At 54.8% G+C, this 14,606-nt stretch carries 11 protein-coding genes and 1 tRNA gene; 8 read left to right on the top strand and 4 right to left on the bottom strand.

The window, feature by feature from the left end; all coding sequences use genetic code 11:
• Positions 1-186: 186 nt before the first annotated feature.
• The 8 genes from hpxO to RTN40_RS14715 all read left to right on the top strand — a co-directional run bounded on the left by hpxO (position 187) and on the right by RTN40_RS14715 (position 10,761).
• A complete protein-coding gene (hpxO, locus tag RTN40_RS14750) occupies positions 187-1,341 on the top strand; it encodes an FAD-dependent urate hydroxylase HpxO (RefSeq protein ID WP_312229107.1) in 1,155 nt (384 codons plus the stop codon).
• A gap of 38 nt (positions 1,342-1,379) precedes the next feature.
• Positions 1,380-2,417, top strand: coding sequence for a molybdenum cofactor-independent xanthine hydroxylase subunit HpxD (hpxD, locus tag RTN40_RS14745; RefSeq protein WP_312229106.1), 1,038 nt, complete (start codon positions 1,380-1,382; stop codon positions 2,415-2,417).
• 13 nt (positions 2,418-2,430) lie between these two features.
• Positions 2,431-3,399: a PDR/VanB family oxidoreductase gene (locus RTN40_RS14740; protein WP_312229105.1), complete on the top strand. Its 969-nt coding sequence runs from the start codon at positions 2,431-2,433 to the stop codon at positions 3,397-3,399.
• Between the two features lie 114 nt (positions 3,400-3,513).
• Positions 3,514-5,190 (top strand): dynamin family protein, encoded by a 1,677-nt coding sequence (locus RTN40_RS14735; protein ID WP_312229104.1) that lies wholly within the window; start codon positions 3,514-3,516, stop codon positions 5,188-5,190.
• Positions 5,183-6,706, top strand: coding sequence for a dynamin family protein (locus RTN40_RS14730; protein WP_312229103.1), 1,524 nt, complete (start codon positions 5,183-5,185; stop codon positions 6,704-6,706). The genes RTN40_RS14735 and RTN40_RS14730 overlap by 8 nt, the downstream gene beginning before the upstream one ends.
• Positions 6,707-6,719: 13 nt before the next feature.
• A complete protein-coding gene (locus RTN40_RS14725; protein WP_312229102.1) occupies positions 6,720-7,655 on the top strand; it encodes a hypothetical protein in 936 nt (311 codons plus the stop codon).
• Complete coding sequence (locus RTN40_RS14720) at positions 7,652-8,674, top strand: hypothetical protein (protein ID WP_312229101.1); 1,023 nt, start codon at positions 7,652-7,654, stop codon at positions 8,672-8,674. Before RTN40_RS14725 ends, RTN40_RS14720 begins: the two co-directional genes overlap by 4 nt.
• An 8-nt stretch (positions 8,675-8,682) precedes the next feature.
• Positions 8,683-10,761 (top strand): dynamin family protein, encoded by a 2,079-nt coding sequence (locus tag RTN40_RS14715; protein ID WP_312229100.1) that lies wholly within the window; start codon positions 8,683-8,685, stop codon positions 10,759-10,761.
• A gap of 39 nt (positions 10,762-10,800) precedes the next feature.
• On the opposite strand, the gene RTN40_RS14710 is transcribed toward RTN40_RS14715, so the two are convergent.
• The 4 genes from RTN40_RS14710 to RTN40_RS14695 all read right to left on the bottom strand — a co-directional run bounded on the left by RTN40_RS14710 (position 10,801) and on the right by RTN40_RS14695 (position 14,551).
• Positions 10,801-11,640 (bottom strand): DMT family transporter, encoded by an 840-nt coding sequence (locus RTN40_RS14710; protein ID WP_312229099.1) that lies wholly within the window; start codon positions 11,638-11,640, stop codon positions 10,801-10,803.
• A gap of 24 nt (positions 11,641-11,664) precedes the next feature.
• The gene (locus RTN40_RS14705) at positions 11,665-12,525 is read right to left on the bottom strand and encodes an aldo/keto reductase family oxidoreductase (RefSeq protein ID WP_312229098.1); all 861 of its coding nucleotides are present in this window, start codon (positions 12,523-12,525) and stop codon (positions 11,665-11,667) included.
• 178 nt (positions 12,526-12,703) lie between these two features.
• Positions 12,704-12,791 (bottom strand) — tRNA-Ser (locus RTN40_RS14700).
• Positions 12,792-12,922: 131 nt separating this feature from the next.
• Positions 12,923-14,551: an ABC transporter substrate-binding protein gene (locus RTN40_RS14695; RefSeq protein WP_312229097.1), complete on the bottom strand. Its 1,629-nt coding sequence runs from the start codon at positions 14,549-14,551 to the stop codon at positions 12,923-12,925.
• Between the last annotated feature and the right edge of the window lie 55 nt (positions 14,552-14,606).

Raw genomic sequence — 14,606 nt, 5'->3', positions numbered from 1 at the left:
AAACTAAAAATTCCGTAGTGCTTTTTTGGAAATTTTTGATTCAAAAAAAGGCAATCCGTGCGCACTAACGCACTGCGGCGGTGCAATTACACACTTTTTTTGTTGCGCAATGCCCATACCAGGCTGTTGCGCAACCTGGTACGCAAATTGCTCCTGTTTGTAACACGCGTGCAAAAGGAGACAACAATGAAAGCATTAGTAATTGGCGCAGGAATAGGCGGCCTGAGCGCGGCCGTAGCGCTAAAGAACGCTGGGATTACCTGTGAGGTGTTTGAAGCGGTGAAAGAGATCAAGCCGGTCGGCGCGGCAATCTCCGTCTGGCCCAACGGGGTCAAGTGCATGAACCATCTCGGCATGGGCGAGATTATGGAGACCTGGGGTGGCCCGCTGCGCTTTATGGCCTACAAGGATTATCGCCAGGGCGAGACCCTCACCCAGTTTAGCCTTGCACCGCTGGTTGCGCGTACCGGCAGCCGCCCCTGCCCCGTCTCACGTGCCGAGCTGCAGCGCGAAATGCTCGATTTCTGGGGGCGCGAGCGCGTGCAGTTTGGCAAACGCGTGGTGCGCACCGAAGAGAGCGCTGCGGGCGTGACAGTCTGGTTTACCGACGGTACCACGGCCCAAGGGGACTTTCTCATTGCCGCCGATGGCAGCCACTCGGCGTTACGTCCCTATGTGCTGGGCTACACTCCCGAGCGCCGCTACGCGGGTTACGTTAACTGGAACGGGCTGGTGGAGATAGATGAAAGCATTGCGCCAGCGGATCAATGGACCACCTTTGTCGGTGAAGGTAAACGCGTTTCGCTGATGCCGGTCTCCGGCGGACGCTTCTACTTCTTCTTCGACGTTCCCCTTCCCGCCGGACTGGCGGAGGACCGCAGCACTCTACGCGCGGATCTGACCCGCTATTTTAGCGGCTGGGCACCGCAGGTGCAGACGCTTATTGCTGCTCTCGATCCCGACACGACCAACCGCATTGAGATCCATGATATTGAACCGTTCGACACGCTGGTGCGCGGCAAGATCGCGCTGCTGGGTGATGCCGGACACAGTACCACACCGGATATCGGCCAGGGCGGCTGCGCGGCAATGGAGGATGCTGTGGTGCTGGGAGAGATTTTCCGTGCGACCTCAGACATCACGGCCGCGCTGCGCCAGTACGAAGCGCGTCGCTGCGACCGGGTACGCGATCTGGTGCTAAAGGCGCGCAGGCGGTGCGACATCACTCACGGCAAAGATATGGCGCTGACCCAGGCCTGGTACGCCGAGCTAAAAGAGGAGACCGGCGAGCGCATCATCAACGGCATGTGCGACACCATTCAGGGCGGGCCGTTAGGCTAACGCTCTGCTTCAGAAACCTTTGTGAGCAGGAAGAAAACATGAAAAAAGAACGCCCCACGCCACCCGCCCATTGCACCTTTGAGCCAGAGGACTGGCTGCGCCTGGCAAAATGCTGGCATCCGGTTGCCCGCGCCTGCGACGTCGGCCCCGCACCGGTAAAAGCCACCCTGCTGGATGAGCAGCTGGTGATCTATCGCATTAAGGATGAGGTGGTGGTCGCCCGCGACGTCTGTCCGCATCGCGGCGTGCCGCTGACCCTTGGGTTTCATGATGAGGAGGGGATCGTCTGCCCCTATCACGGGCTGCGCTTCGGCGAAGGTGGCCGCTGCAACCGCATCCCCTCCAGCCCTGGCCAGGCGGTACCGGCGAAGCTTAACCTTACCAGTTACGCGGTAGAGGAGCGCTACGGGTTGATCTGGACCTGTCTGGATTTCGACCCGGAGAACCCGATGCCGCTACCCACCATGCCCCACTGGGATGAGGAGGGCTTTCAGCAGATCAACTGCCCGGCCTTTCAGGTTAACGGCTTTGCCGGTCGGCAGGTTGAGGGGTTCCTTGATGTGGCCCACTTCGCCTGGGTGCACACTGACACCTTCGCCGATCCCGATAACCAGCTGGTACCAGACTACATCCCTCAGGAGACGCCGTTTGGTTTTGTTGCCGACTACTGGAGTTCGGTAAGCAACTATGCCCCCAACGCACGCGATCGTGCTCCGGAAGGGTTTCAGTGGCTGCGCCATTTTGAGATGCATCTACCCTTTACCGCCACCCTGACGATCCACTTCCCTGGCGAGGATCGACTGGCCATCATGAACGCAGCGTCACCGGTATCGTCGCGAATAACACGCATGTTTGCGCCTATCGCCCGGAATTTTGATCTACATATTCCTGTTGAGGAGGTTCACGCCTTTAACCTGCGGGTATTTGAGGAGGATCGCCTGATGGTGGAGACCCAGCGCCCGGAGCGGCTACCGCTGGACTTGACCCTGGAGGCGCATATTCCTGCCGACCGTAGCTCGATTGCCTATCGGCGCGGCCTGAAGAAGATGGGTTTTGGTGATTTTTTTCTGGTGTGACGGAGAATAGCTGATGAGTGACGTACTGGAAGTGGTTGTCGATGGGATTTGGTGCCAGGGGAAAAGAAGTCTGGCTGTCCGGCTGGTTGCGACGGGTGGCGAGCCGCTGCCCGACTGGCAACCGGGCGCGCATATTGATGTGCATCTCCCCTGCGGAATTATCCGCCAATACTCCCTGACCGGATCAAATACGGCAGCAGAGGGCTATCTGATCTGCGTAGCCCGGGAGAGCGCCTCCAGGGGCGGCTCGCGTTATATCCATGAGACCCTGCGCCCGGGGCAGCGGCTGCTGATCTCCCCGCCGCGTAATCTGTTTGCGTTGCAGGAGGCGGATCGGGTTCTGCTGCTGGCGGCCGGGATTGGCATCACACCGCTCTACGCGATGGCACTGCACCTGGAGGCGGCGGGCAGGCCGTTTGAGCTGCACTACTATGTGAAAAGCCGTGAAGATGCGGCGTTTATGCGCGAACTGACGCAGCCGCTGCGGCACGGCGCTTGCGTTATCCACCGTTCCGACGCGGGAGAGAGTCCGCGCCACACTCTGGCCGCCGCGATTAAAGCACCCGAGGCCGGTTCGCGGCTGTACGCCTGCGGGCCATCAGGGTTTATGGCGGCGGTACGCAACGCCGCTGCTGCCATAGGCTGGCCGGAAACAAAGATCCATACCGAGGCCTTTCAGCCGCTGGTTATGCCTGCCACGCCTGCTGAGGAAAAGACGTTTACCGTTACCCTGGCGTCATCGGGCGAGAGCTGGCCGGTCCCGGCCAATAAGAGCATTGCTCAGATACTTATGGATAACGGCGTTGCCGTTCCGCTCTCCTGCGAGATGGGGATCTGCGGCGCCTGCCTGACGCCAGTGATCGACGGCGATATCGATCACCGGGACACGGTGCAGTCCGATGCGGAAAAAACCGCCGCCAGACAGCATATCGCCCTGTGTTGCTCCCGCAGCAGGTCGGGGAACCTGGTGATTGATTTATAGGGAAAAATTAGGGTGCATGGCATGAGAATTTTTCTGCACTGACATAACCTGTCAGGAGCAGATGGGATACTATCTCAGTAGATAAACGATCCCTATTCGGAAGACATAATAACAATGGACAATAATCAGACGTCATCAGCCATTAAAGAACAAGATTTCCTGAACAATAATCTCGGCTTAATTGAAAAAATTTGGCATTTTCATCAGCTTGATGCCGAGCGGCTCGCCCAGTTTACCGCCGAGCTACAGCACTTCTCAGTGCGCCTGCCGCTGGTAGGATCGTTTAGCGCCGGTAAATCCTCACTGATCAACTTCCTGGTAAAGGATCGCCTGCTGGCTGCAAACGTTAATCCGGAAACCTGTTTGCCCGCCGAAATCCGCTATGCGGCTAATGAGCGCATCACGCTCAATGTGCCAGGCAAATCGCCTGCTGTGCTTCATCGCAGCGACCTGCGAGAAGGGAATTTCAGCACGATGCCGGAAAATAGCTGGCTGGATATCGCCGCCCCCTTCCCTTCCCTGAGCGACATGGAGGGTATTACGCTCGTCGATATGCCAGGCTGGTCTTCGGGTAACGATCGCCACTCGCAGGCCATTGATAACTATCTCTGGCGTAGCTCCGCCTACTGTCTGGTGGTGAGTGTCGATGAGGGCGGGCTGAAAGAGAGCCTGAGGCGAATTATTGAAGAACTTGCCCTGAATAAAAAGCCGATGATGCTGGTCATTACGAAAGCAGATAAAAAACCAGCCGATGAAGTCGCTAACGTCAGCGCGCATATCCAGCAGGAGGTTGAAGCCATTACCGGGACGCCTCTGCTATCGGTCAGCATTGCCCGTCGCGCAGATGCCGATAACTTTGTCGCAGCGTTACAAAAACTGGCCCCGCTCAATGCCCAACTTTTCCACCAGCGTGTAGGGATGGCAGGTCAATCTCTGTTAAGCGATCTGCTGCATCATCTGGATAAGCTGCGCAATAGCAATAACTTCACGCTCGATGAAATCAAAGACCAGCGCGAAAAAGTAATTCAGGAGCAGCAGGCTCTGAATCAGGAGCTTGTGCAGACCGAACAGCAGCTGCACGGTGAGATGAACAACGTTGAGCGCTATATCGAGCAAGAGTTTGAAAACCGTCTAAAAAACCAGCTGGAGTCACTGACTAGCGAGGTGTTAAACGGCGGAGACATTAAAGGCTCGGTAGGGACGGCGTTGCGTATGGCCTATACCTCTGGCGTAGAAAACAGACTTAAGCCGCTGATCAAACGTAAGCTGACTCATTTTGAAAAACTCTCGGCCGAGTCGCTAAGCGGCGTAAACATTAACCACAGCTTCGCTTTAAATAACGACAACAGCAGCCTGGTCAACAGCATTTTGACGCAATTCCTGCCAATCCTCTTGAATGTGCTGGCAAAAACGCCCTGGCTAGCTCCGGTTGCCGTGATATTGAAAACCCTTATCAGCTCGATTTTTAACAAGATAGAGCAGGATATGGCGCGTGAACAACAGCATGAAAGGGCAAGACACTACGTGCTGCATGACTTAATTCCAGACTGCATGGCGAAAGTGCGTCCGCATATCAGCAATACGCTGCTGAAAACCACCGACGATATTATGCAGAGCATCCGGGAAGAGATTGACAGCAAGGTTGCCGCCTATCAGTTTTCACTCCGTCAGCTAGAGCAGCAGCTTGCCGCCGAAGAGGCCGCCGATAACGATAATAGAGCGCGGATCCAGCGGGAATATGATGCTATTAGCACCCTTCAGCGCGAGTTGAAGGAGTATGCGGATGCTTGATCCTAAGAGTGAGCAGCTTAGTGAGGAGGCGCTACGCGACCGCTATGCGCTTCTCTGTACCGCATGCGAATCCGCACCGCTGGATAAAAACAGGCACCTTGAGCAGCAGCTCAGGGTACTGGAAGCGATTGTCGAACGTGATCTTCCGGCACTGGCTCTAAAAGGTAGCCCGGATAATTTCACGGAACTACACCGCGCGCTACGCCTGGAACTCGTGCGCTTTCGTGAGTTTTGTGAATACCCGGAACTGCCCGGCAAGGTGGTTGTTGGCCTGGGCGGCAGCTTCAGCTCGGGTAAATCCTCGCTGATTAATGCGCTGGTTAAGGACCGAAAGTGCCTGGTAACGGAGGTCGATCCAACCACTTCCCTGCCCACCTACTTGATTCAGGGAAAAAGCGAAGAGACGGGGGTTCGTGCCATCAATCTGTTTAATCGCGTGGTACCGTTAACCCATCAACAGTTCCGTACGTTGACCCACGAAGAGAAGCAGCGCTACGGCAGCAAGGTCAGCGACCTGCTGAAATCCGTAGTGGTAGATCACCCAGGCCTACCGTGGCAGAACCTTGCGCTTCTGGATACGCCGGGCTACAGCAAGGCGGATGAAGCCGGGAGCGAGCGCACCGACGCCAACCTGGCGCGAACCCAGCTTAACAGCGCTCAGTTTATCGTCTGGCTGGTTCCCGCCGATAAAGGCACCATTACCGAAGAGGATATTGCCTTTCTCTCCTCTTTATCGCGTGATATTCCCAAGCTGGTGGTGGTGAGTCGTGCGGACAAACACCCGCAGGAAGATATTGTTCGCATTGTGGAGCTGGTGCGTGAAACCCTGCGAAAGCGCGGTATCGCTGCGCTGGAGGTGCTGCCGTTCACCAACCGTGGCAAAGGGACCTACCCGCTGGAGCCGCTGCTGGCCTGGTTTGCACAGTGGAACAGCGCCACGCGCGAGCTGGGCTTTGCCGAGCAGTTCAAGCGCCAGTTTATGGCTTACCAGCGCTTTATTGATGAGACATGCCAGCAGGAGCAGCGGATGCTCAGCAAGTTTAACCGTATCCTGACGTTAAGTGACGATGTGGATGTCCAGGCAGATATTGTCAGCCTACAGCGCCGCAGCAGGAGCGAGCTGGCAACTGTCGAGGCGCTTAAGCAGGGTTTAACCGCACTGCAAGTCGATTTCTTTACCCAGCTTAAACAGATTGGCGATGCGGTGGGCATTCCGCTGCCGGAACCTGACGCCATGCGCCTGCTGGAACTGCCGAGTATTAACCTGGCGGATATGCTGCACGATCTGGCCGGGGAGCAAGAGATGGCAATTATGGAGATCGATCCTGCCATCTGGCAGCCGATGACTCATGATATGCCGCTGGCAAATCTCACCACGCTGTTGCGTCGCAATATGAGTTACAGCGCCGAAACGTGGGAGCCACTGACTCAGCCACAGCCGCTGGCAAACCTTGAGCGTTTACTCCGTCAGGAGAAGCCGCACTACTCAGCGCTGCATACGCTACAGGCTAACTGAAGGAATTATCATCGTGAGCCAACTATCAAAACTGATGGATCAGGTCCGCCCTGAGCTGGAGCCGCTGGCTGACCATACCCTGGCAAAAAGAGAGCTGGTGGTTAAAGAGCGTTATCTGGTACTGCTGCTGGCAAACCTGCTGGAGCATGGGGCATTAACCGAGCCGCAGACGCGCCTGCTGGAGATGCTGCTTGCCTCTGTTCAGAACGTGCAGTCGCTGGTGTTCTATATCCAGCAGGCCGCAGAGCTTGATAAGCATGCCCTGCGGGCAAGCCTGGAGATATTAAAAAAGGATAAGGCGCTGAGCAATGCGCTGATTTTCGATCTGCTGGTGGTGTTACGCACCGCAGGTGCCCTGGCAGATGCGCAGATGCGCCAGCTTAACCAGCTCGCCATGCTGCTTAATATGCGCAATGAAGAAATCTACAAGTTAGTCTATTGCTGCATGCTGCTTTTAAATGGCAAGGTAGAGATGGATAGCACGCCTTGCGTAAAACATATCTATGCTGAACCCTCATTTATCAGCATGATAGAAGCAAAAGCTAAAGCCGAAAACATTGAGCTGGGCAATAATGCCTCCTTTAAGAAACCCTCCACAAGTAATTCATGGCTTAACTCTCTCTCGACGTTTACATCAAATGTTGTACTCGCAGAAATAACAAAAATTGAAGAAAACTATATTGCAAAGAAAAATCTAACGTTGATGAAGGTTTTCCCGTTCAGAGCTAACCAGCTTATCCACGGCAACGATTTCATCGTGCGCGCCGTAAGAGTTGGGTTCTATAAAAGGGTAACTTTTCCCAAAGGAATAGTCATTGAGATATGCAAGCCTGACTGGTCGCCGTTTACGTGGTCAGAAAATAAAAATGACCTGGTTGCTAAAGTGCTGACTTTTCCTGAGGGTCTTGACGCGTGGATACCTCTTTTCGATATAAAGGATAAAAAATGATCGCCGTGCAAAATATTTTAAATCAGCTTGATGAGCTTAGCCTTCAGCAGCAACCCTACAGCGATCACTACGCGCTTAAATATGACGAAAACACCCGGACGCACTACAGCGCGCTGTTTTTGATGGCACTGTTGCAGGAGGGGGCTATCGCTGAGCAGCAGCAGCGGATGCTCGAGTCCTGGCTACCGGCAATAAACCTTGCCGGGCGACAGGTGGAACTTTGTGAAATGGCCGCTCGTCTGGCGAAAAGCGGTCTTGCCGAGGCCATAAAATTAATTCAAAAAGATGAACAGCTTGCTAACGCACTGCTGCTGGATATGATGATTTTTTCTCGCGTAGCGAAGCCGTTAAGCGACAGCACTATTCAACTCCTCGAGGCATTAGCAGGCTTTTTTAAATTAACCGAGCGCAACGTGGCTGATATTGTCTATTTTGCGGCGTTTATTTTGGGGTTGAACGTCGATAAACTAGAGCGGCCAAATGCGCATTTAAGCCTGGACGCCTACTCTGTCTACGCGGAGTTTCTTTACGATCTTCCCACATCAAGGGAAAAAAGATTGTTTGCCTGGGTGGAAGAGAATAATTTACATCACTATATCTTTTGCTATCACAACCGCTTATTGGAAGTGTCAAAAATCACGCTGGAAGAACACCACTTTCCACTGCCAGCAGAGATAGATTTGTTAGAAAACTTAACGCATATTCACGTAGTGCTTGCGAGAAATACGTTTAATAATACCTCTCTGCCGGGCTTAAAACATGTTAAAAACATCAAAACACTACAGCTGGACACGTCAAAGTTTTATGAAAGCAATAATAATCTATTCTGTACGCTGCCAGATGAAATACTCTGTTTAAATCAGCTCTCTGAGCTTAGGCTGTGGGATGGCACGAGCGAATCCCCTTCCAGGATATACGTTAATTTTGACTACATCAGTGACGAAATGAAAAGTTTTATTAAAAACAAGGATATTCGTATCGTCACGCCGAATGCTCCTATAAAGAACTTCTTCCAGTAAGGTTTGCTATGAACATCACCGCTATTTCATCCTTTCTGAATAACCAGCAGGAGAGCCTGCGGCCCTTTGCCAGCAATGCCGGCGCCCTGCAAGAGATCCTCAGCGACTACCAGACGAAGCTGCACCGCTGGCAGCAGGACGAGCAGACGCTCAATATCGGTATTATGGGACAGGTAAAAGCAGGCAAAAGCTCCTTCCTCAACGCGCTGCTGTTTGACGGCGTGCCGATCCTGCCTGAAGCCGCCACGCCCAAAACGGCTAACCTGACCAAAGTGATCTATGGTGAAAAATATAGCCTTGAAGTGGAATACTACAGCCAGGAGGAGTGGCAGGCGATTGCACAACTCGCTGCCCAGAGCGGCGACAGCGACCGGGAAAAAGTAGCCCGGGAGCTGGTGGCGATGGCGCAGCAGCACGGCGAACGCGTAGATGGCAAAGATAAAGAGACGTTTTTTGCTGACGATCTGCAGGGTTTACAGGGGCTACTAAATCAGTACACGGGCAACGATGGCGACTATACCGCGCGGGTAAAATCTACCGTCCTGACGCTGCCGGATGAGAAACTTCGCGGCTTTGCGGTGGTGGATACGCCGGGGATGAACGATCCGGTGCAGAGCCGCTCCCAAAAAACACGCGACTATATGGCAGAGAGCGATGTGGTCTTTTTCCTCTCCCGCTGTAGCCAGTTCTTTGATGAACCTGACGTACAGCTGCTGTTCCAGCAGCTGCCTGCCAAAGGGGTAAAGCGACTGGTCGTTGTGGCGGGCCAGTTTGACTCCGCTATTCAGGACGACGGCTACGATCGCGATTCGTTAGCCGAGACCCTTGCCAACCTGCATAAGCGTCTGCGCGACGTTGCCGGGGATAAGATGGCAGAGCTGCGCAGGCACCAGCAAGAGAAAGAGAACCCGCGCCTTGCCGCTATCCTTACCCAGCTAGCCGACCCTATTTTCGCCAGCACCTTCGCCTATGGCTTTGCCCACTGGCCTGAGGAGAAATGGGGCAATTCCATGCGCCACACCTACGGTCAGATTCAGGATATGGCCGAAGAGTGCTGGGGCAAGCCAATCACCCAACCAGAGTGGCTGCAAATCGCCAATTTTGATGCGCTAACCGGGCAGTACCAGCAGGCACGAAAGGATCGTAAGGCTTTGCTGCTGGCGCAACGCGAAGGGGTAGAGCGTGAAACGGCTGACCAGCTCGAGCAGTGGCGCTCCGGCTTTACGCAGACTATTCAGCAGCGTATTCACCTCCTCAACAGCCAGGATCTGCAATCCCTGGAAAAACAGCAGGCAGGTTTTAAAAAGCGGATTTCGTCCATCGCTAACGAGCTTGAAAGCATCATTGATGATGTTCGTCTGCATGCCAGCCGTGAAAGCCAGAAGATGTTAAATACGCTGAGCAGTGAACGACAAGAATATTCCCGACAGCATACCCGCACAGGCTCACGTACGGTCAGGCAATCCTATGAAGAGTCGGACTCTACCTGGTATAAACCCTGGACCTGGAGGGATACCCGCACCGTCTACTACACCACGACCGAAAATTACGAATATATGCTGGCAACGGACGCGATTGAACAGGTACGCGAATATGGCAACCGGTGCGCCACTAGCCTGCGCGATCACGTGAATCAACTGCTTGACCCGCTGACGCTGCGCAGCAACTTACGTAAGGCGCTGCTGCCTCACCTCGACACCGCAAGCGACGACTTTGACCCTGCCCTGTTTAAAAGTACGTTGAATAGCGTCATCGATAATCTGAAACTGCCGGAGCTAGACCTGACGCTGGGCGATGCCGCCGCCGTTATTCCCGACAGCGGTGAGATCAAGCAGCGGGATGAGATGGACAGGCTTAGAAAAATGCAGGAGCAGGCGCTGGCAAACGTGCTTGAGCAGCTGCGTTCTAACCTGGCGCGTGGGGTTGATGACGTGCTCAGCCAGATGGCGCAGCTGCAAAGCTCGCTGGAAGATAAGCTCACCAGCAGCATTCAGGCTGAGCTTGACGCGGTACGTATGGCCCTGGCCAATAAAGAGCAGGAGAAGCAGGCGTACCAGCAGCTGCTGGCTCAGGTTACCGCCCTGTAACCCTGTACCCGCTACCGACCTGGTAGCGGGTTTAAGGCTTTATCCCGCCGCAGGGCGATCGGCAGCAATCACTATCAGGATCCCGGCCAGAACCAGCACGGCGGCAAGCACCATCCGGATGCTCGGGATCTCCCCCAGAAACAGCGTACCGCCCAGCGCGGCCAGACAGGGTACGCTCAGTTGCAGGGTGCTGGCCGTTGCGGATGAGATGTCGCGGACGATGACATACCAGAGAACATAGGCCAGTCCAGAGGTGACACCGCCAGAAATGAGGGCAAGCAGGATGCCCCACCTGTCGGCTAAGGCGTGATCCGGCAAGAGCAGAAACAGCGTAGCGATAATCGGTACGCTGAGGAGAAAATTCCCGGTGGTGGCCCCGGCGGGGTCGGACACGCGCTTGCCTCTCACTGAGTAAGCGCCCCATGCCAACCCGGAGGCGATCATCATGATGGCAGGCAGCGCAGAGGGCATGCTGGCACCCGGCAGGAGCAGGATCGCAATACCTGCAATGGCTACTGCAATACCAGACCACTTACGCGGACCCGCTTTCTCTCCCTGCAATGCTCCCCACAGCACCATACAGACCTGAACGGCACCGAAAAGCAGCAGCGCCCCGGTGGCGGTATCAAGGTGAACATAGGCCAGCGAGAAGAGAAAAACATACGCGGTAAGCAGGCCTGCGTTAACCACGTTCCAGCGGATGCCGCCCCATCCACGTGAAGCCAGCTGGAGAAGCAGCAGCACGACCGCCCCTGCCAGCAGGCGTAGAGCGCTGAAGGTTTCAGGATCGGCATGCCCTTCGCGCAACGCGATGCGGCACAGAACAGAGTTTGCGGCGAAGGCCATCAGGGTAAAAGCGATAAGCAAAAATTTTTTCATCAGTTTCCCTTCGCCAGCGGCTGCTTAGACACTCACCCCGTTCAATTTTTCCATTACCTCGTCTGACAGGGTTAAGTGTACGCTTGCCAGGTTCTCCTGCAAATGCTGCGGCGACGACGTGCCAGGGATTAACAGAATATTGGGCGAACGTTTTAGTAGCCAGGCGAGTGCAACCTGCATCGGCGTTGCCTGCAATTCGGTGGCGACATCGTTGAGTTGTGCAGACTGTAACGGCGAGAACCCCCCGAGCGGGAAGAACGGTACGTAGGCGATCCCCTGAGCGGCCAGGTGATCGACCAACGCATCGTCCTGTCGGTTGGCAAGGTTATACATGTTCTGAACGCAGACAATCGGCGTCATCTGTTGCGCATCGGCGACCTGTTTAGCGGTAACGTGACTCAGACCAATATGCTGGATCAGTCCACGCTCCTTGAGCTTAATTAACGTTTCCAGCTCTCTTTCCAGCGAGCCTTCCTCTGGATGATGAACGTTAAACATGCTGCGCAGGTTTACCACAGGTATCACGTCCAGTCCCAGGTTCTGTAAGTTACTCTCTACTGCACGAGTCAGCTCTTCCGCACTGAACGCCGGCAGCCATCCGCCTTTTTCATCGCGACGGGCACCGACTTTAGTGACGATGCACAGGTCATCAGGATAGGGATACAGCGCTTTTTTAATCAGCCGATTGGTCTCATGCGGGCCGTAAAAGTCGCTGGTATCTATGTGGTTAACGCCAGAAGCGACGGCATCACGGAGTACCTGAATGGCCCGCGCTTCATCTTTAACAGGTCCAAAAACCCCTGGGCCTGCCAGCTGCATAGCACCATAGCCTAAACGGTTTACTTCGCGGTCGCCGAGGCGGTAACTCATAATAGGTTCTGACATGGTGATCTCCGGTGTGAGTGTGCATTGATTGTACAACCGAACGCTCTGGACGACTATTCGGCTTATCACGGAGAACCAGTAGGCGGGAGAGGAGCGCATTAGCGCGATCTTAACGTAGTCTGAAATTCCCAAAACAAAAAAGCCCTGCGATATTGCTATCGCAGGGCTATTCCGTATTTGGCGGAAGCGCAGAGATTCGAACTCTGGAACCCTTTCGGGTCGCCGGTTTTCAAGACCGGTGCCTTCAACCGCTCGGCCACACTTCCGGAATGAGGCGCACTATAAACACCTCGATGCGTCGTGTAAACCCCTATGTTATCCGTTTGCCTGAAAAACAAGCAATATGCTGTTAATCGGCTGAAAATACAGCGTATTGACCATTTAACCGGCACAACTATTAGTGTTTAGTGATGTAGAGATCCTTTGTATAGACGTAACCAAGGTTGTTGGGATCGAATCCGCCTACCCATGGTTTCACTAAACGTGCCCTGACGTAGTGGTAAACCGGAATGGCCGGCACGTCCTGCGCCAGAATCGCCTCGGCCTGCTGATAGTATTTACCGCGCTCGCCTACGTCCTGCGCCTTCGCCGCGTTCTGCATCAGCTCGTCATAGGCCGGATTGCTATACTGAGCGGTGTTCTCGCTGTCACCGGTGCGCAACGTATTCAGGAAAGTTGCCGCATCATCATAGTCCGCTATCCACGCATAGCGCACGGCGTCGAAGTTGCCGGTGTGCATGGTATCAAGCATGGTTTTCCACTCTTGATTTTGCAGCTTCGCAGTCACGCCAAGGTTTTTCTGCCACATAGAGCTGGCGGCAATGGCGATACGCTGGTGGGTCTCCATGGTGTTATAGAGCAGGTTGAAGGTCAGGGGATGCGCCGCGTCGAACCCGGCTTCCGCCAGCAGCTTTTTCGCCTCGGCAATGCGCTTTTCATGAGACCACGAGGCGTAGTCCGGAGAGGCAATAGTCACACCGCCGATCTCCGGCTGGCTGATGACCCACGCCGGGCGCTGCCCCTGCCCCATCACCTTGTTGGCGATAATATCTTTATCCAGCGCCATATTGAGCGCCCGACGCACCCGCGCATCGTTAAAGGGCGGCTTCGTGGTATTGAACTGGTAGTAGTAGGTCGCTAGCTGCGGAGTAATATGTACCTCTGCGCCGAGGGTCTTTTTCAACTGGGCAAACTGGTTTACCGGAATGGTGTTGGTCATATCGATTTCGCCCGCCCGGTAGCGGTTGACGTCGGCAGTCTCGGAGCTGATAGGCAGATAGGTCACGCGGTTGATAACGGTATGCTTGTCATCCCAGTAGCGGGGATTGCGCACCGCGACAATCTTCTCGTTTACCACCCAGTCAGTGATTTTGTACGGTCCGCTGCCGACGAAGTGCTCCGGTTTGGTCCACTTCTCGGCAAAACGGTTAATCAGCACCTTATCAACTGGTACCAGCGACGGGTGCGCCAGCATCGCCAGGAACGACGCCGTGGGCTGGCTGAGCGTCACCTGTATCGTGGTATCGTTCAGCGCCTTGACGCCCAGCGTATCCGGGGCTTTTTTTCCCTGCGCAATATCTGCTGCGTTGACGATATGCATATTGCCCGGATAGGTGGCATAGGGCGAACCGGTAGCCGGATCCACCAGACGCTGCCAGCTCCAGACCACGTCCTGGGCGGTGATGGCCGTCCCGTCGGACCAGGTAATGCCTGGCCGCAGATGGAAGGTCCAGACGGTGTTGTTCTGATTATCCCACTTCTCTGCCAGGCGTGGCTCTACGCTGCCGTCTTTTCTAATTGCCACCAGCCCATCGAATAAGTCGCTGATAATATCAAATTCGACGTTGCTTTCTACCTTATGCGGATCGAGGGAGGCTGGCTCGCTGCCGTTGTTGCGGACCAGCGTTTGTTGCTCTGCCAAAGTCGTTCCCGCCGGAACCTGCGCCGCCAGCGTGCCGGTGCTTATACTTATTATGCCCGTTGCCAGTAGCGAGAGGGCAAAACGGTGACCTGTCTGTCGTTTCATATCCTTTGCCTTAATAGTGTACTGATTAACGATATCCCTGACACTCTTAGCGTCC

The organism is Pseudescherichia sp. (genome assembly GCF_031987975.1).
Classification (GTDB): domain Bacteria; phylum Pseudomonadota; class Gammaproteobacteria; order Enterobacterales; family Enterobacteriaceae; genus Pseudescherichia.
Note: the sequence above shows the minus strand (reverse complement) of the source record. Positions and strands in the feature narration are given on the sequence as shown.